This is a genomic window from Cohnella rhizoplanae (assembly GCF_948329515.1).
GTDB classification, from domain to species: domain Bacteria; phylum Bacillota; class Bacilli; order Paenibacillales; family Paenibacillaceae; genus Cohnella; species Cohnella rhizoplanae.
In genome coordinates this window covers 198436-221070 of sequence record NZ_CAOJCN010000001.1, presented here as the reverse complement: position 1 = coordinate 221070, position 22635 = coordinate 198436, and the positions used below count along the sequence as shown (strand labels likewise).

The following is a 22635-nucleotide window of genomic DNA, read 5'->3' as shown; positions in this document are numbered from 1 at the left end:
CGGCTTGTTATGTGATGCGCTGAAAATGGGGCTGTAAAACGCAAAACGGGACGAAGCGGAGAAATTCTCCGCTCCGTCCCGCTTAAGTGCGAGTCCGGTCCGTCAATAGTATGGGAGCAGCGTCAAGGCAGTCAACGCGTACAACGGAAGCGCCAATCTGCTGAAGCGCCTCGGCCGGAACGGGAACGGACCGGGGCCGAAGCCCGGACCGAAGTTCGGACCGAAGCCGGGACCGAAACCTGGGCCGAAGCCGGGACCGAAACCAGGACTGAAACCTGGGCCGAAGCCAGGACCGAAACCTGGGCCGAAGCCGGGACCGAAGCCGGGACCGAACGCTCTGTCCTCGATCGCTCCCGGTACCGCAAGACACAAGGTCTCGTCGTCGATGTACTCTACGATGCCGTCATAGCAAATGCCGTTCTGATCCTGCACTTCTACGTAACGATGCATATGCGCCTCGCATAAAGCCTTCATATCCAGCCTGAGCATAAATGCAGCCAGCCTCCCCGATTTTGCAGCCGATTTTTATCAGCATATGCCCATGCGGGCAATCGGCTACCGCCTCGAAGCGGAAACTGAATCATGCGAGACGCCTGACGATTCGGATCCCGTCACCCGATCGCCGCAGCGGCGCCGTTGAGTTCCTTGATGAACCGCTGTACGACCGGCACCCAGTCGACGCCGGCCTGCATCTGCCTGAACCGGTCGGCGCCCGTAGGCGGCGTATAGGCGCGCAGCTCCGCGGCAAGCTTGTCCGCGGCGGCCGCGGCGGCGGTCAGCGACGTCCGCTCTTCGTCGGTCAGCGCGCCGATGCGGGTGCCGAACCTCTGAAGCGCGCCCTCGATCTTCCGGAGCGGCGCGGAGGCCGCGGATGTAGCCGCTTCTTCGCTCAGCCCGCTACGCGTGCCGGCCTGGACCAGCACGCCTGCGGCGCATTCGCCGCCGGCGAGTTCGAGCTTGCCCTGCGCCCTGGCCGCCTGCATGCGGGATGCGTCGTCGCCCGCTTCGAGCAGCCCGTCGGCGGTCTCTTTGAGCGCGTTCGCGTAGAGGAGGCAGTAGTTGTAGCTCGCAGCGAGCCTTTCGCCGCGCTCGGTCTTGAGCGATTGGCCATCCAGCAGCACCCTGGAGAACAGCACGACGATCAAGAACGTGAGCAAGGTGATGATGACCAGCATGATAGGTACGGTGTATTTCTTCTTGCCTGGCATGACTCCATCCCTCTCTATCGAATTCAGGAAGGTAATACGGTCCGATCCGCGGACGGTTGCGGGAAAAACCGCGTTAATAGAGGCGCGCGCATACGCCGCCTTCCACGAAGTAGATGTGACCTTCGCCGACCTTTCTCCCCATAATGCCCTCGATCGCGCGCGCATACATCTCCATCTGGAACCTGTGCTTTTCCGCGGCGGCCTGCCAGTCGCCGTCCGGCACGGCATCGGTCTTGTAATCGACCAGCACGAGCCGCTCTCCGTCGTCGAACAGACAATCGAGCACGCCTTGAATGAGCACCGTCTCCCCCGTCAGCTCGTCCGCGTTCGAGGCTGGATGCGCTTCGGCGGCGGGAAGGCCGGCGCTGAACGGCCATTCTCTCCACAGCCTGCCGGCACGGCTCATGCGCGCGTACAGCTCCGTCTTGCAAAAGCCCGCGATATCGACGCCCGCAGCCGCGTCTCGCTGCTCCGGCGTCAAGATCAGATCCGCGGCCAGTCGTTCGAGCAGCGACTCGATCTCCGCTTCCGCCCGATCCGGAGACAGCCCGAGCGGCAGATGCTGCATGACCAGGTGTACGGCCGTTCCTCGCTCCGCAGCGGACATCCGTCTCGCGGACATGAAGCGGGGCCGGCGCAGCCGATAGGTCCAGTAGCCCGCGTCGGGCACCTCCTCGGGATTCCAGGCCGGATGGCGCATCTCTTCGAGATCCGGCCCGTCGGACTCGGCCTCATGCTCCGGCAGCGCGTCGTAGACGGGCGGCTCTCGCAGCCCGGCCGGCGCTTCGCGGACCGGCAGCTCGAGGGGAAGCGTACCGAGTGCCTGGCGGTTCGCCGCCTCCGTCGACCCGGCGAACGCTTCGAAGTCGCGCGCCGACTTCATGGCCGTGATCGACGTCTTGGCCGAGGACCGCGCGGCGACCGCGTGCGGATCCTCCCACGAGAGCGCGGCATAGGCCGCCTCGCCGGCAGGCGATACGTGCCCCGGCAACGGCTCTAGCCGCGTCGCGAGGTTCCAGAGCGGCTCTCCCTCTTCCGCCGCCCGATCGGGCGTCCGGGGCGAGAGAAGGGCGCGCGAAGGTACGATCCGGCACGACCATGCCCGGGCCGACAGCTTCTGCGGCTGCGGTCCTTCGTCCTCGCGGGCTGCGGCGGCGTATTCTTCGGCCGCGTCGGTAGAAGCCTCTCCGGCCAGCCATTGCGCCCCGGACAAGATCGAAGCCGGCCCGAGCCAATCCAGATACCGGCCGGCAGCCGCGACCGCATGATCCGGAAGCCGGTCGGAAGCATCCTCCGCCGTCCGGCGCCAAGCATCGAGGTCGCCCGCAGCGTTTTTCGTAGTTCCGACCAGAATCAGCTTTTCCTTGGGCCTGGTCAAGGCTACGTACAGCACGCGCATCTCCTCGGCCAGCAGCTCGGCCTTCATGCGCCTGCGGATCGCCAGCTGCGGCAGCGTCGGATAAGCGATGCGCGTCACCCGCTCGACCATCCGCGGGCCGAAGCCCAGCTTCTTGTGTCGCAGGAACATGCCGGTCAGGTCCTGGCGATTGAACCTTCGCCCGAGGCCCGCCGCGAAAACGACCGGAAACTCGAGCCCTTTGCTCTTGTGAATGGAGACGACGCGCACGACGTCCTCTTGCTCGCCGACGGCCCGCGCGGCGCCGAGATCGCCGCCTGTATCCCGCATGCGTCCCAGAAAGCGAAGAAAGCGGAACAGTCCGCGATAGCTGGAGTTGCGCTCGTACTGCCTGGCGCGATCGATCAGGGCGCGCAGGTTGGCCTGGCGCTGCGCGCCGCCGGGCAGTCCGCCGACAAAGTCGAAGTACCCGGTGTCCCGGTACAGGGCATGCAGCAGCTCCCCGAGCGGCTCCCTGCGCGCGAAACTTCTCCAGCCCTCGAGCTGCTCGACGAACCTGGCGAGCTTGGCCCGGAGCGGGCGGTCTTCAAGCGTCCCGGCGGCGGTCCGCACGGCCGACCAGAACGAACCCGCGCGGTCCGCGATCCGTATGGCGGCCAGCTCGTCCGCGCTGAGGCCCCCGATTGGGGAGCGCAGTACCCCGGCCAGGGGGATGTCCTGATCCGGATTGTCGATGATATGGAGCAAGGATAACGTAACGTCCACCTCGACGGCGGAGAAATAACCGGTCGCGAGATCCGCATAGGCCGGAATTCCGGCCGCCCGCAGCTCGTCCAGCACGACGGGCGCGAGCGAGGTGGCGGCCCTGAGCAGGATGACGATGTCGCGATAGGCGAGCGGGCGATGCAGACCGCTGCGGCCCTCGTAAACAGCGAAAGGAGGACGCCCCGAGCCGTCCGTGCCGGTCAGGCGGGCAATCTCGGCCGCGATACAGCGCGCTTCCAGCTGGGCGCTCTCGAGCTCTTCTTCCTCGGTCTCGATGCCGTCCGAGTCGCCGACGGCCGCGCCGCCCGCCTCGGCATCCGCATCCGCGTTCGACGGGATGGACCGTGTCTTTCCGTCTTCTTTGCCCGAATCGATGAGCAGCATCTCGACCGAATACGAGGGCATCGCTTCGGTTCCGCTTGCGGCAGGGGCCGCCTCTTCGGGATACCCTTCCCCGTAAATAAGCTCAGCGCGCAGGTCGTAATCCATCTCGCCAACCGGCTCCCGCATGATCAGCCTGAACACATGATTGACCGCGTCCAGCACGCGGCTGCGGCTGCGGAAATTCCGCGCCAGGTCGATCCTGAGTCCCGCAGCCACGCCCCGACCGACTCCGTCTTCTTCCCTGCCGTCTACCGACCGATCCCCGGCGTCTGCCGCGCATTCGGGACCCTGCGGCGTCCAGACGTCGTAGGACTTGTACTTGGCCAGGAATAGCCCCGGCTCGGCAAGGCGGAAGCCGTAGATGCTCTGCTTGACGTCGCCTACCATGAACACGTTGCCCGGTTCGCTGCGTGCGATCAGAGATACGATCGCCTCTTGTACCTCGTTGGTGTCCTGGTACTCGTCGAGCAGGATCTCGCGGAACCGCTCCCTGTAGGCCAGCGCCGCATCCGAGGGTCTGATCCGGTCGGGCGACGAATCGGGCGAACGGAGAATCCGCAAGGCGTAATGCTCCAGGTCGCCGAAGTCGAGCAGCCCCTTGTCCCGCTTGGCGGCTTCATACTCGTCGCCGAACGCGATCACCAGCTCCGCGATCTCGCGCATCCGGGGCGCCAGCGCCGCGAGCTCCTCCGCGTACTGCGCTGGAGAACGGACGAACCACTCTTCCTTGAGCTTGGTCACAGTCTTCTTGGCTTCGTCGCGCATCCGCTTCACACGCTCCTGAAGCTCCGGGTCGTAGCCGTCGCCGCGGCAGGCCTTGAGCCGTCCGAAGTCCGCGGACGCGAACGCCTCGCGCCATTCGGTCCACGGCCTCGCATTCACCGTCCGGGTCAATGCCGCCACGAGCGCCGCGTCCTCGGCCAGCGTGGACGCGTAAGGCTGCGGCCCCCCCGGCGCCGCCGCGAGGTCCCGCGCGCCGCGAAGCAGCCCCTCCGCGCCCGAGAGCGCCAGAAGCACGTCGGCGCGCATGCTCTGCACCCAAGGCGACGAGGCGAGATCCGCCTCCCCGCCGATGTCGAAGGCCGCCGCCGTATCGCGCAGCCAACGGTCCGGCCAAGGGTGGCTGCGCGAGAAATCGAACAGCTCCAGCACGAGACGGTGCAGAGGCTCGTCGCTTCGCTGGCCTCCGTACAGGTCTGCCAGCACCGCCAGCTCCCCTTCCTCGCCTTGCTCCAGCTCCTGTTCGTACCGCGCCTCGAACAGCTCGTCGAGGGTATCCATGCGCAGCAGCTCGGCCTCGGTCTCGTTCGCGATGCGGAAGCCGGGATCGAGCCCGATGAGCGGGGCGTAACGCTGCACGGTCTCCATGCAGAACGAGTGCAGCGTCGTGATCGACGCCCGCGGCAGCAGCGCGAGCTGCCGGCGCAGGTGAACGGAGGCCGGCGCCTCCTCGAGCTTCAGCTCGAGCGCGGCCCGGATTCGTTCCTTCATCTCGGCGGCGGACGCCTTGGTGAAGGTGGCGACGAGCAGCGCATCCACGTCGAGCGGATTGCGCTCGTCCGCGATGCGGGAGATGATCCGCTCGACCAGCACGGCCGTCTTGCCGGAGCCCGCCGCCGCCGCGACCAGCAGATGGCGGCCGTCCGCCGCGATCGCCGCCCATTGCTCCGCTGTCCAACGGCTGCCGGCGGGCCTTGCGTATGTAGCCGCCAGCTGGTCGACGTCCGCATCTTTTCGCGATTCGGTCATTTCTCTTCGTCCCCCCCTTCCTCATCGCTCTCGCCGAGCCACTCCCATACCTCGTCCTTGTTCGCCGGCCGGCGTAGCGCATGATGGCGGTTGCCCTCGAGCTGTCCGTCGAACTGGCATACCGGCCGGAACTCGCAGACCGTGCAGGGACTCTTCTTGCCCAGACGATAGGGCGCGATATCGACGTCGCCGTCCACGATGCGCTTGCCGATCTTGGAGATGTTGCGCCGTACCGCCTTGCGCAGCGTCTCCCATTGCGCGCCGTCGGCCACCTGGGATCGCGCGGCGAAGGTTCCGTCCTTTTTATACTCGACGGGAACGACCGACGACTTGGAGCTGCTCTCCAGCGACTCGTCCATCAGCTTGACGGCTTCGCCGTCCGCCAGCACGAGTCCTTCCATGCGGTATTCCTTGCGGATCGCCTCCTCGGCCCCCGTCTCGTCAAGCCCGTTGGCCGTATGCAGCAGCGGATTGTGCACATGCAAATAAAGCACCCCCGCGGGTTTGGCCGGGCGGCCGAGCCAATGCGGCGCATGCGTCACGACCACGTCGAGATAGGTCAGCATCTGCAGCGACAGCCCGTGCGCAACCTCGTCCAGCCGCAGCTTGACCGCGCTGGATTTGTAGTCGAGTATGCGCAGCAGCGTGCCGTCCCGCGACTCCGCCGCGTCGACGCGGTCGATCCGGCCGGCGACGTCCATCCACCTGCCGTCGCCCAGATACAGACTCAGCGGCGGCATGATGCCCTGCGGGCCGAAGTCCACTTCGAGGCCGACCGGGCGAAAGGCGGACAGCGCGGCATGCTCTCCCAGCATGGCGGACGTCTGCGATACGATCCGGCTGAGCTTGCGCGCCATCGTGCGATGCCGGTTGGAGGACAGCAGGATCTGCGACTGGACCCTCGGCAGCAACCGTTCGACGGCCGCGGCCGCTTCGCTGTGCCATAGTCCCATGTCCCCCGCGGCAGGATCCCCCATGAGCAGCTTCTCCGTCGTCTGCCGCAAAGCGGCATGGAATAACTGGCCGATATCCGGCGCGGCCACGCGGTACATGCGCCTCTCCTTGAGCCGCAGACCGTGCGCGGCATAATGCCGGAACGGACAGGCTACGAAGCGCTCCATCCGCGACACGCTGGCCAGCAGCCGGTCTCCGTACAGCAGGAGGCTCGTCTGCGCGCGAAGGGGCCGCTCCTCGTTGCTGAAGCGCAGCGAGGAGAGCAACACGGACAGTCGCGACCGCCACGTCTCGCGCTCCGACAGCCACCGATAGACCGATTTCCAGCCCGGCGCCAGCGCGTCGCCTTGCCTATGCCTGCGCAGCATGGCTACCGTATGCGTGAGCGCGCGTCCCGGGCGAACGGCGAACGACAGCTGCGCTTCGTCCGGCGAGCCCGGCTGCGGTTCCGACGTCTCCGCCGAGACGGGTATGCCGGGAAACCATGACCGGATACGCCCGACGAGGCTGGATTTGATCAGGCTCTGGCCCTCCTCGTCCGCGAGCGCATAGCCGATCCACAGATGATTCGAAGGCGTCGTCAGCGCCAGATAGGCGAGAAACTCTTCGTCGAGCAGCCGCCGCCTGGCATTGGGCGCCATGCCTATGCCGGATTCGGCCAGCTTGGTCCGCTCGTCCTCGGACAACAGGCCGTCGTCCTTGATCGCCATCGGCAGGATGCCCTCGTTCACGCCGAGGAGGTACAGGACCGAGACGCGGTCCGTGCGCGTGCGCTCCGGCGTCCCGATCAGGACGCGGTCGAGGGAGGGGGGCACGACGCCGAGACGGATGGACTCGAGCCCGGCGTCGAGCATGCCGGCGAACAACGCCGCGTCCGCGGGCTCGTCGCCCATCAGCTCCACGAGCTCGTCGAGCAGCCCGATCGCGCCGTCCCACAGCTGACGGTGCATGCGCGCGCGCAGCGGATCTCCGCCCAGATCGTCCTGCCTGCTCCACAGCTCCAACCGGTCCGGCGCGGCCGTCTCCTCGAGAAGCAGGAAGAGCGCCCGGCTCAGGTCCGCCTGCGTCTTGGCCCGCTTGAACCTCGACTCCAGCGTACGGAGGGGCGACAGCAGCCCGTCCCGGGTCGCCCGGATCGCCTGCATGGACGGACTGCGGCTCCCTTCGCTCTCATCTAGGTCTTCCTCCGCGTCCAGGTCGCGGCCCGACAGCGAGTACCAACTGCGGTCGTCATGCCAACGCCAGCCGTCGATGCCTGCCGCGAGAACGTAGTTCTCGAGCGCGTCGACAGCTTCCCGGGATACGCTGCTCCCCTGCGGATGCAGCAGGTCGGTCTTCGCGCAGCGGAAAAACGCCTCGTAGCGCCACCCGCCGATCACGCATTCCAACGCGGACCGGACGAACTCGACGAGCGGATGGTGCGAGGCCCGGACCCTGCCGTCCAGGAAGTAGGGAATGCCGTAATCGTCGAATACGGAAGCGAGCAGGTCGCCGTAACTGTCGAGATTCCGCGCGAACACGCTCATGTCCCGCCAGCGCGCGCTCCCCTCGCGGACTCTGCGCAGCATATCTCTCGCGACAGCCTCGGCTTCGGCCCTCCGGCTGACCGCCTCGTGGATCGACATCCCGCAGCGCGGATGGGCGGGCTGCAGCATCGCCTCGCTGCCCGCCCACCTGGTACGGCCGTCCATCGCCCGCTCGAGGTGGGCCAGCATCGGGCACGCCGCGAAGCGCGGCGGCGTCTCGGGGCGCAGCAGCACCGCCGGCTCCAGCTCGGCGCCGGCCGCTTCGGCGGCCTGGCACAGACGCGAGGACGTATCCGCCGTCTGGTAGAACAAGTCCAGCTCGTCCGGCGACTCGCCGGCGCCGTAGGGACGATCCAGGCAGAGCGCCGCGGACACGCGCGAGCACCGTCGCAGCAGCGCATCGATGACGGCATATTCCATGGGCGTGAAGCCGTGGAAGCCGTCCAGCCAGATCTCCGCGCCTTCGAGCAGCGGCGACGACGGCGCGCCGTTCACCAGAAACCCGAGCGCGTCCTCCCCGTCCAGATAATGTCCGACCAGCTCGCGCTCGACGTCCTCGTAGAGCAACGTCAAATCGTGCAGCTTGTCCGACAGCAGGCCTTCGGCGGCGGCCGCCGCCTGCTCCTGCGCGGTGCGTCCTCCAACCGTCCCAGGAAAATTAGGTAGGCCGTCGCGTCCTGCCAGCGGCACCGAACGCAGGGCGTCCGGCTTCGCGCCGTACCGCTTCCACTCGGTGAGCAGATCGCCGATGCGTTCGGCCAGCCCTGCGCCGCCCGCGCCGCTGCGATACAGCTTCAGCTCCGCCTGCCTGCGCACGAGCGCCTTGTGGATCAGCATCGACCTGCCGTTGTCCCCGATCGGCACGACGGCCGAGCCGCCCGTCTCCTGCATGACCCGGAACGCGAGACGCCTGAAGCTCAGCACCTGCAGGCGCATGAACCCCCGCAGTCCGGGCGTCGCCGCCAGCGCGTACTCGGTCTGGAACGTCGCCTGCTCGGGCACGATCAGCAGCAGCGGCGGCCCCGCCGGATCCTGCGCGATCCGCTCGGCGATCTCCCGCTTGATCAGATGCGACTTGCCGCTCCCCGAGCGGCCGGCGATCAATCTCAGCTTCACGGCTTCCGCCTCCTTCCGTTTCCGTCAATACGCCAATACGGCATTACGCCATTACTCCATTACTCGAATACTCCAATACTCCAATACTCCAATACTCCAATACTCCAATACTCCAATTACTTCGTTACGCCATTCGCCGTTCTAGCAACCGATTCTAGCGATTATTGTACCACACCGGCGCGGACCCGCACAGGCGTTCGCACCGCGCCTAAAAAAACGGGCCGCCCGCCCCGCTGCTGCTCCGGGGACGGACGGCCGACGCGCTGGCGCCTCACAGCTCCTTGCGGCTGCGAACCTCAAAGATGCCGAACTTCAGGTAATGTCCTTCTTCGACGCCGACGAGCTGCGGATGATCGCGCCCCGCGCCGGTCCAGACAATGCGGCGCAGCACCTTGCCCGCGTCGCGCGCGGCCTCGAGCAGCGTCTCCAGGAACAGCTCGGGCCGCACGTGGTACGAGCAGCTCGCCGTTACGAGGTATCCGCCCTCGTTGATCAGCTTCATGGCTTGCAGGTTGATGTCCTTGTAGCCCCGGATCGCGCCCGGCACGGCGCGCTTGGTCTTGGCGAACGCAGGCGGGTCCAGAATGATGACGTCCCATGTGCGTCCTTGCTTCGTCAGCGGCTTCGACGTGTCCACCTTGGGCGCGGGCTTGCCGCCTCCCTTGGCCGACAGGCCTTCGGGAGCGGCGCCGGCCCTAGCCGCGCGCTCTTCCCGTCCCTTGACCTGCTCGCGCAAATATTCGAAGGCGTCCGCGACGACGAACTCGACGCGATCCTCGAAGCCGTTGCGGGCGACATTCGTCCGGGCGGTATCGATGCCGTGCTCGGAGATGTCCAGGCAGGTGACGCGCTTAGCGCCGTACTTGCACGCGTGCAGCGTGAAGCTGCCCGTATGCGCGAAGCACTCAAGCACGGTAGCGCCGTCCCAGTATGGGTACGTGACGATGCTTCCATTCGCGTTCACGGGCACCGGCCTGACGCCTTCCTCCGTGGCGCGCTCCTCGACTTGGATGCCGCTGCGCTTGCCCCAGCCCTTCATCAGCGGCTCGATGGCCGCGCGGTTCTCCCGCTGGTCGAAGAAGTATCCGGTCTTCTGGCCGCCCTCGATGTCGACCTGCACGGACAGACCGTTTTCCTCGATCAGCAAATAACGCGGGCACTCCCCATAGAGGACGCCCGTGCGCTCCTCGAGGCCTTCGAGCGTGCGGACGCCGACGTCGCTGCGCTCGTATACGCCTCTAGGCGCGAACACGCGCACCAGCGCCGGCAGCCAAGCGTCGCGCGCCTTGTCCATGCCGAGCGTCAGCACCTGCGCGACGAGCACGCCGTCGAACCGGTCGACGACGAGTCCCGGCAGGAAGTCGGCTTCGCCGAACACGAGCCTGCAGGACGCATCCCCGGGCGCGAAGCGTTCGCGGAAGGAGAGGCATGCGCGGAAGCGCTCCTCGAAAAAGGCCTCGTCCATCCGTTCCAGCAGGCCGTAAGCCACGATGCGGATCGCGATCTGCGAAGCCGGATTCCAATAGCCGGTGGCGAGAAATTGTCCCCTGTGATCGCGAACCTCCAGCAGGCTGCCCGGCTCCGGCTCGCCCTCGGTCCGCTCGATCTCGTTCGCGAAGATCCACGGGTGCCCCAGCTCCAGCCGCGGCCGCCGAGTACGGTTCAGGACCGCGTACGGCTTGTTGTCTGTCGGCATGCGCTCATCCCTTTCCCAATCATGTCTTGTGCGATTCATGCATACGATGGTCCATACGGACAGGTCCCGCCTGTCTCGCCGCGCGTTCGCCGCTATGCAACCAAAGGAGAAGCGATAACATGCTGCTATATCTGATCTCGCTGTCGATCGTAGGACTGACGCTGCTGCTCTCCGGCATGAAGGTCATGGAGGCGGCGCTGTCGCAGTGGGCGGGCGACCGCATGGCCTCCGCCGTCGCGCGCTCCACCTCGACGCCGCTCCGGGGCTTCGCCCTCGGCACGGCGTCCAGCGCGCTGCTGCAGAGCGGCACCGCCGTCACGCTGCTCACGATCGGACTCGTCAACAGCGGCATCCTGCCGTTCGCGCGATGCTTCGGCATCCTCCTCGGCACCAACGTCGGCACCTGCCTCACGACGGAGCTCATGAGCCTGGAACTGCACCGGTACGGACTGCCCCTGCTGGGCGCGGGCACCGGTCTCTGGCTCCTGTCGCTGCTATCCGGCGAATGGCGGGCGCTGCCGCCGATGCCGCGCCGCGTGCACGATGCCTGCCGGTTCGGCGGCGCGGTGCTCGCGGGCTTCGCGCTGCTGCTGGCCGGCTTCGCGCTGCTGCGCACGATGGGCCCGTTGCTGCAGCAGCAGGGCACCTTCCAGCGGCTGATGGACATGGCATCGCAGCAGCCCGCGCTCGGCGTCCTCGGCGGAGCGGCGCTCACCGCGCTCATCCACTCCGGGGCCGCCGTCATCGGCATGTCGATGGGCTTCGTGTCGGCGGGCGCCATGGACCCCGACACGGCTGTCGCGATCGTGCTAGGCGCCAATATCGGCACCTGCGCGACGGGGCTCGTCGTCTCGCTCGGCGGCGGCCGCGGAGGCAAGCTCGTCGCCCTGTCGCAGATCGCGCTCAACGTCGCGGGCGTGCTGCTCTTCTACCCGCTGCGTCACGAGCTTCTGACGGCCGCCGCCTACCTCGCGCCCGGCAACGCAGCCGCCCAGATCGCGCACGCGCAGACGATCTTCAATGTCGCCTGCTCGCTGCTGGCGCTGCCGCTCGCTTACCTGTTCACCAAACCACCGGCGCGCCCCGCGATGCCGAACGCCGCCTGACGGCCGCGCTCAGTAAGCGCCTGCCGCAGCCGGCGCGCTGCCGCCGACGATGGCGATGCCCGAGCTGGTGCCGATGCGGTTCGCGCCCGCCAGTAGCATCGCTTCGGCCGTCGCCGCGTCGCGGACGCCGCCCGACGCCTTCACGCCGATCTGCCCGGATACGGAAGCCCGCATCAGTCGGATGTCCGCCTCGGTGGCCCTGCCGGAACCGAAGCCCGTGGACGTCTTGACATAGTCGGCGCCCGCCGCCTCCGAGAGGCGGCAAGCTTCGCGCTTCAGTTCGTCCGTGAGCGCCCCGGTCTCCAGGATCACCTTGACGAGCGCTCCGCCCTGCACGGCCCGAACGACCGAGGATATATCGCGCTGGACCGATTCGAAGTCGCGGTCCAATAGCTTGCCTACGGACAGCACCATATCGATCTCGGAGGCGCCGTCCTCTACCGCCGCAGCCGCCTCGAACGCCTTGGCCCGGGTCGCCGCGGCGCCCAGCGGGAAGCCGACGACGGCGCATACCTTGACGTTGGTGCCGCCGAGCCGTTCGCGGCTCAGGCGCACCCATCTGCCGTTCACGCACACGCTGTAGAACTGGTATTCGAGCGCTTCCCGGCACAACTGCTCGATATCGGCCGTCCGCGCCTCCGCCTTGAGCAGAGTATGATCGATGAACGACGCCATCGGCCGTCCAGGCTCCCAGAGCGGGTATCTCCCCGCGCTGGCAAGCTGTCCGTCCTGCGGCTCGAAGCCGAGCTGGCGCAGCGCCTCGCGCAGCACCTCGTCGTTGTTGTCGTAGCCGCCGCTGCGCTGCAGCCGCCAGCTCTCCTCCGGGCTGAACCAGGCGACGCCCTTGATCTCTTCGACCTGCGCCTGCAGCGTGCCTTCGCCGGCCTCCACGAGATAGTAATGCACTTCCTTCTGCACGGTCGCGCGCTCAGCCGACTCGTACTGATAACGAATGACGGAGAGCGGCGAGCGAATGTCCCCGCGGATCCCCGTCTCCTCCAGAATTTCCCGCAGCGCCGTCTCTTCGATCGTCTCGCCCGGCTCCATCTTTCCTTTTGCGAGCGTCGTCTTGCCGAAGCGGTCCTCGATCAACTGTATCTCGATCTTGCCGCCGCTCTTCCTGTATACGACGCCGCCTGCCGATATCTCCAACATTTCTGTTATCCTCCCATTCAAGCCTGCATCGCAGGCATAAGCCCTGCCGCGCCCGCCTCGACTAGCTCGCCCCGGCATTCGTTCGCTCCGCCCTCGATCACTCTCACGCGGCATAGCTTGCCGACGAGCGAAGGGTCTCCCTTGAACACGACGTTCAAATAATTGTCCGCATGCCCGCTCATGAGACCGCTGCCCGCCGGACCTTTTTCGCCGCGTTCGGGAATGATCTCGAGCACCTCGCCGACCCATCCCGACGCGTACTCGGTCTGCATGCGCTCGGACAGCTCGATCAGGCGGTGAACCCGCTCGTGCTTGATATCCTCGTCCACTTGATCTTCCATCCGCGCGGCAGGCGTGCCCGTGCGCTTGGAATAAGGGAATACGTGCATCTCCGCGAACCCGATCTCTTCCATGAACCGGTAGCCACGCTCGTAGTGCGCGTCCGTCTCGCCCGGGAAGCCGACGATGACGTCGGTCGTGATCGCCACGCCCGGCATCGCCGCCTTGATGCGCCGGATCTTGTCCGCGAACTCGGCCGTCGTATATTTGCGCCGCATGCGCTTCAGCACCTCGTCGTCGCCGGCCTGCAGCGGGATGTGCAGATGCCGGCACATCTTCTGCGAGCCGTTCAGCACGGCGATCATCTCGTCGTCGATCTGGCTCGCCTCGATCGAGCTGATGCGGATGCGCTCGAGTCCCTCCACGCCGTCCAGGTCGCGGAGCAGATGCGACAGCCGGTAGCCGTCCAGGTCGTCGCCGTAGCCCCCCGTGTGGATGCCCGTCAGGACGATCTCCTTGTAACCCGAAGCGACCAGCTGCCGCGCCTGCGAGAGCACGCTCTCGGGGCTGCGGCTGCGCGACAGGCCGCGCGACCAGGGGATGATGCAGAAGGTGCAAAAGTTGTTGCAGCCCTCCTGGATTTTCAGGAAGGCGCGGGTATGGTCGGCAAAATCCGGCACGTCGAGCTCTTCGAACTCGCGCGTCTTCATAATGTTGCGCACCGCGTTGACCGGCCTGCGCTCGGACTGGATGTCCGCGACGTAAGTCATCAGCTTGTCCCGGTCCTGCGTGCCGACGACCAGATCGACGCCCTCGATGGCGAGAATCTCCGCCGGGGACGTCTGCGCGTAGCAGCCCGTCACCGCGATGACGGCATCCGGGTTGCGCCGCACGGCGCGGCGGATGATCTGCCGGCTCTTCTTGTCTCCCGTGTTCGTCACCGTGCACGTATTGATGACGTACACGTCGGCCGATTGGGATTCGAAGTCCACTTGCTCGTAGCCTTCTTTTTTAAACAGCTGCCACATCGCTTCCGTATCATAGAAGTTGACCTTGCAGCCTAGCGTATAAAATGCCACCTTAGACATGGCGAGCTTCCCCCATCTCTCCGGATTCGTATCCGATCGCGGCGAGCGCCATCAGCGCCGCCGTCTCCGTGCGCAGGATGCGCCTGCCGAGCCCGACGCAGACCGCGCCTGCCGCCTCGGCCTGCCGAGCCTCGTCCTCGTCGAAGCCGCCCTCCGGGCCGACGATGACGAGCAGCCGGGGCGCTCCCTCGCGGCCCTCCGGCAGCGAGCTGCCGAAGCGGGCGAGGACGGGCCTGAGGCCCGCCCCCCTGCGTCCTTCTTCTTCATAGCAGAGCAGCGCGAGATCGAAGTCGGCCATGCGGCCGAGCAGCGCCTTCCAGCCTGCGACCTGCGCGACCTCCGGCACGACGCTTCGATGCGCCTGCTCCGCGGCTTCCTTGGCAATCTTGCGCCAGCGCTCGAGCCGCTTCGCTTCCTTGCGCTCGTCGTATTGAACGACGGTGCGCTTCGAGACGAACGGAAGGAACGCGGCGGCGCCCGCCTCGGTCCCCTTCTGGATGACCGTCTCGAGCTTGTCGCCCTTCGGCAGGCTCTGGGCGACCGTGACGCGCCAGGCCATCTCCGACGCCGACGCGAGCTCCCGCAGGACGCGCGCCTCGATACGGCCGTTTTCTATATTTACGATCTCTGCCAGGCAATCCCGTCCCGATCCGTCGCAGGCGATGATTTCGTCGCCGGGCTTCGACCGCATGACTGTAGCCAGGTGCCTGGCATCCTCCCCGAGCAGCACGACGGCGTCGCCGCTCATCTGCCCGGGCTCGACAAAGTAACGCTGCATTCGCTTGAAGCCTCCACGATCGATTCAAGTTTCACCGTCCATCATACCGCGAATCGCGATCCGGCGCTAGCCAAGTGCGGGTTCCGGAAGCGACCCGGCGGCAGCACCTGGCTGCGGGATCGGAATGCCGGAACGAAAAAGCCCTCGAGACTTGATCCCGAAGGCAATTTCATGGCCTGACTATGCTTACGAGCGAATCGGCGTTAGCTTTATGCAAAACCGTAAAACGGTTCCGTAATATGGAGCAGCTTCGCCAGCCAAATCGTAGCGTTGTGAATCATCGGATCGCCGAGCGAGAACAACGGCGTCAGCGTCACCGCTTTAAGAGGCGGCAGGAATACGAATAAGAGAAATAAGAACATTCCCCACTGCTCGAACTGCATCATCTTCAGCCGCAGGCGAAGCGGCGCGAACTCTTCGACGATGCGGTAACCGTCGAGCGGCGGCAGCGGGATCAGATTAAACAAAAAGAGCATGACGTTAATCGGAATGAAATAACGGAAAAACGTCCAGACGGTCTCTTGCGTCGCGAACTGATCCAGCACGCCCGCCTTCACGAGCAGCAAGTAAATGAATAGTCCGATAAAAGCCAGCAAAAGATTGCTGATCGGACCCGCCGCCGTGACCGCGATGCTCATCACCCTCGGACGTCTGAACCTGCTGCGCCGGACCGGCACGGGCTTCGCCCAGCCGAAGCCCGCCACGAGCAGGAACAGAATGCCGAACAGATCCAGATGCGCCATCGGATTCAGCGTGACCCGGCCCTGCTCGTAGGCGGTCGGGTCGCCGAATTTATAAGCCGTCCACGCGTGCGCGAACTCGTGCACGGTGAACGCGACGAGCATCGTCAGCAGGACGAAGGGCAGCTCGTTCAGGGGAAACCAGAGAAAACTCATTCGTCCTCTCCCTTCGGTTTGCCGCAGACAAAGGCGATCCAGTCGTCCTGCCGCACCCGGTCCACGATCTCGAACCCGGCCGCGAGCAACCCCGCCTCGACGTCTTCTTCCTTGTTCTTGTAGATGCCGCTGGCGATATAGATGCCGCCGGGCTTCAGCACGTCGAATACGTCCGCGATGAATAGCAGGATGATCTCCGCGAGAATGTTGGCGACGACGAGATCGACGGGAGGCACGACCCGCGACGTTCCGGCGGCGTATCCAGCATTCGGCGAACCGTCTTCACCCTCCTGCAGCACGCCGAGCAGATCGCTGAGCCGGATCTCGACGTCATCCTGAAGCCCGTTCAGCCTCACGTTCTCCGTCGCGCTCGAGACGGCCACCGGATCGAGGTCGAGCGCCAGCACCCGGGAGGCGCCGAGCTTCATCGCGCCGATCGCCAGAATGCCGGAACCGGTGCCGACGTCGATGACGGTGTCGCCCGCTCTAATCGCGCCTTCGAGCGTGCGCAGGCAGAGCGCCGTCGTGGGGTGCGTCCCCGTGCCGAATGCCATGCCGGGATCGAGCTCGATGATCAGTTCGTCCTCGCGCGGCGTATAGTCCTCCCACGTGGGCTTGATCGTCAGCCGTTCCGAAACCTGAAGCGGCTTGAAGTATTTTTTCCAAGCATGCGCCCAATCGTCTTCGTTCACCTCGCGGGTCTTCACGGTAAACTCGCCCGCATCGTATCCGAACTCCGGCAGGCCTTGAAGCTGAGCGGTCAGTTCGGCGACCAGCCCGTCCGTGTAGACGTCTTCCGGAAAATAACCGGCGATCACCGCGAGGCCCGCCGGTATGTCGTTCAGCGGCTTGTCGTACCATTGCCCGAGAGAGGTGTCCCTCGGCTTGTCGGGCGACCAGGATTCCTCTATGGATACGCCCCCGGCGCCCCATTCATGCATATAGTGAGCGACCATTTCTTGAGCTTGCTCGTTTGCCACGATCGTAATTTCGAACCAACGCAATCCCGTTTCCCCCTAGACGACTCTCGTTAGCCCCCATTATACAACTAGCCCGGAACGGGAAGCAAAGAGAGGGCAAGGACTTGCTAGACGATTCTGACCAAACTGTAGTTTTTCTTGCCTTTGCGGATGATGACGAACCGGCCGCCGATCGCGTGGCTCTCGGACACTATCAGCTCCAGGTCGCCGACCCGCTCGCCGTTCAGATAGATCGCGCCCTTGGTGATGTCCTCGCGCGCCTGACGCTTGGAAGGCTCGATCTTCAGGTCTACGAGCCAGTCGACGATGTTTTTCGCTTCGCGGGTCGCTTCGAAGGTCGGCATTTCCTTGAAGCCCTGCTCGATCTCGTCGGCGGTGAGCGCCTTGATGTCGCCGCTGAACAGCGCGTCCGTGATGCGTTTGGCTTGCTCGAGCAGTTCGTCCCCGTGCACGAACCGGGTCATTTCCTCGGCCAGCGTTTTTTGCGCCTCGCGCTTGTGCGGCTCGCTCTGCACCTTCTCCGCGAGCTCGTCGATGCGCGCCTTGGACAAGAACGTGAAGTACTTCAGGTACTTCACGACGTCGCGATCGTCGGTATTGGCCCAGAACTGGTAAAACTCGTACGGCGTCGTCTTGTTCGGGTCCAGCCATACGGCGCCGCCCGCGGACTTGCCGAACTTGGTGCCGTCCGCCTTGAGCATGAGCGGGATCGTAAGACCGAACGCCTTGGCTTCCGCACCCTCTTTTTTACGAATCAGATCCAGTCCGCTCGTAATGTTGCCCCACTGGTCGGAGCCGCCGATCTGCAACTGTACGTCCTCTTCCCGGTACAGATGGAGGAAGTCGAGCGACTGCAGGATCTGGTACGAGAATTCGGTGAAGGAGATGCCGCTGTCCAGACGGCTCGCAACGACGTCCTTGGCCAGCATGGAGTTAATGCTGAAGTTCTTGCCGAAGTCGCGCAAAAACTCGATGACGTTAATCTTGTGCGTCCAGTCGTAATTGTTGACGATGCGCATGGGCGCATGGCTCGTGTCGTCGGTCAAAAAGAGCTTGGTGAGCTGCGCCGCCAGGGCCTCCACGTTCGCCTGGATCTGCTCCAGCGTCTGCAGCGAGCGCTCCGTCGCGCGTCCGCTCGGATCGCCGATGGTACCGGTCGCGCCGCCGATCAGGATAACCGGACGGTGGCCGGCCAGCTGGAATCGCCGCAGCACCATGAACGGGATCAGATGTCCGATATGCATGCTGTCCCCGGTCGGGTCCACGCCGCAGTAGAGCGAGACCGCCTTCTGGGAAGTCAGCTCGCGCAGCCCCTCCGCGTCGGTCTGCTGGTTGATCGCGTCGCGCCATTCGAGTTCGTCGATAATGTTCATCGTGAGTCGCCCCTTCTTTCTGAAAATAAAAAATCGCCCCCTGTCTGAATAGACAAAAGGGACGATTGGACCACCGTGTTACCACCCAAATTGCACCGATGAACGCCGCGCGGACGCGCGCGCCATGGATGCCGCTCTCGGCGGGATATCGTTCGCCAGGCCGCCCGGCATTACCCGGGTTACTCCAGAACGTAATTCGCTGGCCTGCGTGTGTGCCGGGTCTCATCGACCCCCGGCTCTCTGAGACAGGGACGAGGCAGCTACTGATTCCTTCAACGTAAATGCATATGATTTACAGACAGTTTATTCATATTAGCAGGCGCTGTCAACCGTGCGCGCTATTTAAGCGAGCGTGCCGCCCGTATCCTGAATGACTCTGCGCGCCTGCTCGACGGACTCGCCGGGAATGTCCGCGGACAGATGGATCGCGGACGCCTTCGATGCCGCCGGATTGTATTCAGCGGCGCCAGTCCCCAGCTCCTCCGCCGCCTCGAGCTCCGCCGCGCCGTAGAGCATGATGCTGGCGATGCCGCTCTCGATCGCTTCCTTCCGGCCCGCCTTGGCGCCGAAGTCCGCGCCGGCGGCCGCGCTCTCCATACGGAACCGGTCGCCGCGCAGCGCCGTCAGTTTGCGCACGGCGGCCTCCGCCGCCTCCTGCGAGTCGAAGCTGGCCTCAAGCGTCGTTTTGTCCACGTCCGCTCACGTCCCTTCGTACTGCTGCGCCCGGCGGTCGGCCTCATCCGCGCGCTGCTGCGCTTCCAGATCGTCCGCGTCCGCGCGATCCGCCGCGAATTCGACGTCCTCGGCCTTCGCCACAGGTAACTGCTCGTTGCTCTTGTTCCGCTTGCCCATGGATGCTGATCCTCCCGTTATGGCGAATAAAAATCATACAGTCGCCTCACTAGGATGCGCGAACTTCGGCGGCTTATGCGCGGGTGGCGAGGTCCGCAGCGACGGAGATGCGACCTGCCGCGGAGAAACGTGGCGAATCGCATTCACCACGAGAGGCGATGAAATCAGCTGCGACATGCGTCGTGTTCAAATCTTGTAAAAAAGCCATTCCCTCAGGTCAAATTCATGACCGAAGGAATGGCTTGCACGACTTCTTCGCATTTCTGGCTTTCCTTAATCGCCCAAAATCGCTTTTTTCATGCGTTCGAAAATCGATTGGTGCTGCTCGTGCGTCGACTCGCCGGTGGTGGAGCCGAACTCCCGCAGCAGCTCGCGCTGCGCATCGTTCAGGTTCGTCGGCGTGACCACCGTCACCTTGACGTGCTGGTCGCCCTGGCCGTAACCCCGCAGCTTCGGCACGCCCTTGCCCTTGAGGCGGAAGTACGTGCCCGTCTGCGTACCGGCCGGGATCTTGAGCTTGACCTTCTCGGTCAGCGTCGGAATCTCGATCTCGTCGCCGAGCGCCGCCTGCGCAAATGTCAGCGGAACCTCGCAGTAGATGTCGTCGCCGTCGCGCTCGAAGAAATCATGCGCCTTCACGCGCAGTACGACGTACAGGTCGCCCGCCGGTCCGCCGCGCGTACCGCCTTCGCCCTCGCCAGATACGCGAAGCTGCGAGCCGTCGTCCACGCCGGCCGGAATCTTGATGTGAATCTTGCGCTGCTTCTTTACTTGTCCGCTGCCGCTGCACACTTTGCAGCGGTCCTTGATGATCTTGCCGCGGCCGCCGCACGTCGAGCAGGTCCTGCGGTTGACGATGCGCCCGAACGGCGTGTTCTGCGCGACCTCCTGCTGGCCGGTGCCCCGGCAGGTCGGACAGTTGTCGACCTTGGAGCCGGGCTCGGCGCCGCTGCCGTGACAGTGGTCGCAGCTCTCGGTCCGGGGGATCGTAATGTCCATCTCTTTGCCGAAGATGGCTTCCTTGAACTCGATCGTCATCGTATATTGAAGATCGTTGCCGCGTTGAGGCGCGTTGGGATCGCGCCGACCGCCGCCTCCGCCGAAAAACATATCGAAAATATCGCCGAAGCCGCCGCCGAAATCGCCCTGTCCGCCGCCCATGCCCGCCATCGGGTCCTCATGCCCGAACTGGTCGTAACGGGCGCGCTTCTGATCGTCGCTCAGCGTGTCGTACGCTTCCTTGACTTCCTTGAACTTGGCCTCCGCATCGTCCGCCTTGTTCACGTCGGGATGATACTTGCGGGCGAGGCCGCGGTACGCCTTTTTGATCTCATCCGCCGAAGCGCCCTTGCCGACGCCGAGCACCTCGTAATAATCTTTTTTGTCCGCCACTGTTCAACCTCCATCTCCATGACAAAGTCAAAGCGGGTTCCGCCGCGCATGCCTCGGGAGGCAGCGCCGCGCGGAGCCGGCTTTGACTACTCGCTGCCGCAGGGCAGCCGGTTATTCTGCTGTCTTATTTCTTGTCGTCGTCCACGACTTCGTAGTCGGCGTCGACGACGTTGTCCTTCCTTGCGGACCCGGATCCCTCGTCGGCACCGCCGGCTGCGCCTTGCGCTGCCTGCGCGTCTTGCGCCGCTTGCTCGTAAACCTTCACGGACAGCTGCTGCACGATGCCGGACAACTCGTCGGAAGCCGCCTTGATCTCGTCGAGGTTGTCGCCCTCAAGCGCCTTCTTGACCTTTTCCTTGGCGGATTCGACGTTCGCGGCTTCGGAGGCGTCGACCTTGTCGCCGAGGTCCTTGACGGCCTTGTCGGCCGCGTAGACCAGTTGGTCCGCGCTGTTCTTCGCCTCGATCAGCTCGCGGCGCTTGTTGTCTTCTTCGGCGTGCAGCTCGGCTTCCTTCTGCATGCGCTCGATCTCTTCCTTGGAGAGGCCTCCGGACGACGTAATCGTGATCTTCTGGCTCTTGCCCGTGCCCTTGTCGAGGGCGGAGACGTTAACGATGCCGTTGGCGTCGATGTCGAAGGTGACTTCGATCTGCGGCACGCCGCGCGGCGCCAGCGGGATGTCGGTCAGGTTGAAGCGGCCGAGCGTCTTGTTGTCGCGGGCCATGGCGCGCTCGCCTTGGAGCACGTGGATCTCGACCTGCGTCTGGTTGTCGGCGAAGGTGGAGAATACTTGCGACTTGCTCGTCGGAATCGTCGTGTTGCGGTCGATCATCTTGGTCAATACGCCGCCGGCCGTCTCGATGCCGAGGGAGAGCGGAGTGACGTCAAGCAGTACGACGTCCTTGACGTCGCCCGTGAGGACGCCGGCTTGGACCGCCGCGCCGAGCGCGACGACTTCGTCGGGATTCACGCCCTTGTGAGGCTCCTTGCCGGTCAGGCGCTTGATCGCTTCCTGGACGGCCGGGATGCGCGTGGAGCCGCCGACCAGAACGATCTTGTCGATCTGCGAAGCGGAGAGGCCCGCATCGGACATCGCCTGGCGCGTCGGGCCCATCGTGCGCTCGACGAGCGGCGCCGTGATCTCGTCGAACTTGGCGCGGGTGAGATTCAGCTCAAGATGCTGCGGCACGCCGTCGACGACCGTGATGAACGGGAGGGAGATGGTCGTCTGCAGCACGCCGGATAGTTCCTTCTTGGCTTTTTCGGCTGCGTCCTTGAGACGTTGGACGGCCGATTTGTCCTTCAGAAGGTCGATGCCTTGATCCTTCTTGAATTCGGCGGACATCCATTCCATGATCGCCTGGTCGAAGTCGTCGCCGCCCAGATGATTGTCGCCGCTCGTCGCCTTGACTTCGAAGAAGCCGGAGCCGAGTTCGAGGATACTGACGTCGAACGTACCGCCGCCAAGGTCGAATACGAGAATCGTTTGATCTTCCGCTTTTTCGAGACCGTAAGCGAGCGCGGCGGCCGTCGGTTCGTTGACGATACGCAGCACTTCGAGGCCCGCGATCGCGCCTGCGTCCTTCGTCGCTTGACGCTGGCTGTCATTAAAGTATGCGGGAACGGTGATAACGGCTTGCGTAACCGTCTGCCCGAGATAAGCTTCGGCGTCGGACTTCAGCTTCTGCAGGATGATCGCGGAGATCTCTTGCGGCGAGTAATCCTTGCCTTCGATCGTTTCCTTATGGTTGCTGCCCATGTGCCGCTTGATCGAAATGACGGTACGATCGGGATTGGTGATCGCTTGGCGCTTGGCCGTATCGCCTACGATGCGCTCTCCGTCCTTCTTGAAGCCGACGACCGAAGGCGTCGTGCGGTTGCCTTCCGGATTCGGGATGACGACGGCTTCGCCGCCCTCCATGACCGCTACGCAAGAGTTGGTGGTACCCAGGTCGATGCCGATGACTTTGCTCATGATTCA

Annotated in this window: 16 protein-coding genes; 1 reads left to right on the top strand and 15 read right to left on the bottom strand. The window is 64.8% G+C overall.

Annotated elements, in window-relative coordinates; genetic code table 11:
* Positions 1–102 precede the first annotated feature (102 nt).
* The 5 genes from PQG80_RS00960 to PQG80_RS00940 form a co-directional block, all read right to left on the bottom strand.
* Positions 103–489, bottom strand: a complete 387-nt coding sequence (locus PQG80_RS00960) for a hypothetical protein (RefSeq protein ID WP_271749246.1) — start codon at positions 487–489, stop codon at positions 103–105.
* 122 nt (positions 490–611) lie between these two features.
* Complete coding sequence (locus PQG80_RS00955; protein WP_271749245.1) at positions 612–1208, bottom strand: hypothetical protein; 597 nt, start codon at positions 1206–1208, stop codon at positions 612–614.
* A gap of 73 nt (positions 1209–1281) precedes the next feature.
* A complete protein-coding gene (locus tag PQG80_RS00950; RefSeq protein ID WP_271749243.1) occupies positions 1282–5463 on the bottom strand; it encodes a UvrD-helicase domain-containing protein in 4182 nt (1393 codons plus the stop codon).
* Positions 5460–9059 carry a helicase-exonuclease AddAB subunit AddB gene (gene addB, locus PQG80_RS00945; protein WP_271749242.1) on the bottom strand — a complete coding sequence of 1200 codons (3600 nt, stop codon included), beginning with the start codon at positions 9057–9059 and terminating at the stop codon, positions 5460–5462. Before addB ends, PQG80_RS00950 begins: the two co-directional genes overlap by 4 nt.
* A 271-nt stretch (positions 9060–9330) precedes the next feature.
* Positions 9331–10755 (bottom strand): class I SAM-dependent rRNA methyltransferase, encoded by a 1425-nt coding sequence (locus tag PQG80_RS00940; RefSeq protein ID WP_271749241.1) that lies wholly within the window; start codon positions 10753–10755, stop codon positions 9331–9333.
* Between the two features lie 119 nt (positions 10756–10874).
* Here PQG80_RS00940 and PQG80_RS00935 point away from each other — a divergent pair, with 119 nt between their 5' ends.
* A complete protein-coding gene (locus PQG80_RS00935; protein WP_271749240.1) occupies positions 10875–11861 on the top strand; it encodes a Na/Pi symporter in 987 nt (328 codons plus the stop codon).
* Between the two features lie 9 nt (positions 11862–11870).
* On the opposite strand, the gene deoC is transcribed toward PQG80_RS00935, so the two are convergent.
* The 10 genes from deoC to dnaK form a co-directional block, all read right to left on the bottom strand.
* Positions 11871–13016: a deoxyribose-phosphate aldolase gene (gene deoC / locus PQG80_RS28840; protein WP_334219799.1), complete on the bottom strand. Its 1146-nt coding sequence runs from the start codon at positions 13014–13016 to the stop codon at positions 11871–11873.
* Positions 13017–13033: 17 nt separating this feature from the next.
* Complete coding sequence (mtaB, locus tag PQG80_RS00920; protein WP_271749239.1) at positions 13034–14383, bottom strand: tRNA (N(6)-L-threonylcarbamoyladenosine(37)-C(2))-methylthiotransferase MtaB; 1350 nt, start codon at positions 14381–14383, stop codon at positions 13034–13036.
* Complete coding sequence (locus PQG80_RS00915) at positions 14376–15161, bottom strand: RsmE family RNA methyltransferase (protein WP_271749238.1); 786 nt, start codon at positions 15159–15161, stop codon at positions 14376–14378. The genes mtaB and PQG80_RS00915 overlap by 8 nt, the downstream gene beginning before the upstream one ends.
* A 209-nt stretch (positions 15162–15370) precedes the next feature.
* The gene (locus tag PQG80_RS00910; RefSeq protein ID WP_271749237.1) at positions 15371–16057 is read right to left on the bottom strand and encodes a site-2 protease family protein; all 687 of its coding nucleotides are present in this window, start codon (positions 16055–16057) and stop codon (positions 15371–15373) included.
* A complete protein-coding gene (gene prmA / locus PQG80_RS00905; protein ID WP_271749236.1) occupies positions 16054–17061 on the bottom strand; it encodes a 50S ribosomal protein L11 methyltransferase in 1008 nt (335 codons plus the stop codon). The genes PQG80_RS00910 and prmA overlap by 4 nt, the downstream gene beginning before the upstream one ends.
* Positions 17062–17144: 83 nt before the next feature.
* On the bottom strand, positions 17145–18410 hold the full coding sequence (gene tyrS, locus PQG80_RS00900) for a tyrosine--tRNA ligase (protein WP_271749235.1): 1266 nt from the start codon (positions 18408–18410) through the stop codon (positions 17145–17147).
* A 342-nt stretch (positions 18411–18752) separates the two neighbouring features.
* Positions 18753–19103 carry a hypothetical protein gene (locus PQG80_RS00895; protein WP_271749234.1) on the bottom strand — a complete coding sequence of 117 codons (351 nt, stop codon included), beginning with the start codon at positions 19101–19103 and terminating at the stop codon, positions 18753–18755.
* Between the two features lie 6 nt (positions 19104–19109).
* A complete protein-coding gene (locus PQG80_RS00890) occupies positions 19110–19262 on the bottom strand; it encodes a YfhD family protein (protein WP_271749233.1) in 153 nt (50 codons plus the stop codon).
* 273 nt (positions 19263–19535) lie between these two features.
* Positions 19536–20654: a molecular chaperone DnaJ gene (gene dnaJ, locus PQG80_RS00885; protein WP_271749232.1), complete on the bottom strand. Its 1119-nt coding sequence runs from the start codon at positions 20652–20654 to the stop codon at positions 19536–19538.
* A gap of 124 nt (positions 20655–20778) precedes the next feature.
* Entirely contained in the window at positions 20779–22629 is a 1851-nt protein-coding gene (gene dnaK / locus PQG80_RS00880) for a molecular chaperone DnaK (protein WP_271749231.1), read from the bottom strand.
* Positions 22630–22635 lie beyond the last annotated feature (6 nt).

Coding starts and splice junctions, on each gene's coding strand:
- PQG80_RS00960 (WP_271749246.1), bottom strand. CDS start 489: ATGCTCAGGCTGGATATGAAGGCTTTATGCGAGGCGCATATGCATCGT.
- PQG80_RS00955 (WP_271749245.1), bottom strand. CDS start 1,208: ATGCCAGGCAAGAAGAAATACACCGTACCTATCATGCTGGTCATCATC.
- PQG80_RS00890 (WP_271749233.1), bottom strand. CDS start 19,262: ATGGGCAAGCGGAACAAGAGCAACGAGCAGTTACCTGTGGCGAAGGCC.
- tyrS (WP_271749235.1), bottom strand. CDS start 18,410: ATGAACATTATCGACGAACTCGAATGGCGCGACGCGATCAACCAGCAG.
- PQG80_RS00940 (WP_271749241.1), bottom strand. CDS start 10,755: ATGCCGACAGACAACAAGCCGTACGCGGTCCTGAACCGTACTCGGCGG.
- PQG80_RS00950 (WP_271749243.1), bottom strand. CDS start 5,463: ATGACCGAATCGCGAAAAGATGCGGACGTCGACCAGCTGGCGGCTACA.
- PQG80_RS00935 (WP_271749240.1), top strand. CDS start 10,875: ATGCTGCTATATCTGATCTCGCTGTCGATCGTAGGACTGACGCTGCTG.
- mtaB (WP_271749239.1), bottom strand. CDS start 14,383: ATGTCTAAGGTGGCATTTTATACGCTAGGCTGCAAGGTCAACTTCTAT.
- deoC (WP_334219799.1), bottom strand. CDS start 13,016: ATGTTGGAGATATCGGCAGGCGGCGTCGTATACAGGAAGAGCGGCGGC.
- dnaK (WP_271749231.1), bottom strand. CDS start 22,629: ATGAGCAAAGTCATCGGCATCGACCTGGGTACCACCAACTCTTGCGTA.
- PQG80_RS00910 (WP_271749237.1), bottom strand. CDS start 16,057: ATGAGTTTTCTCTGGTTTCCCCTGAACGAGCTGCCCTTCGTCCTGCTG.
- PQG80_RS00915 (WP_271749238.1), bottom strand. CDS start 15,161: ATGCAGCGTTACTTTGTCGAGCCCGGGCAGATGAGCGGCGACGCCGTC.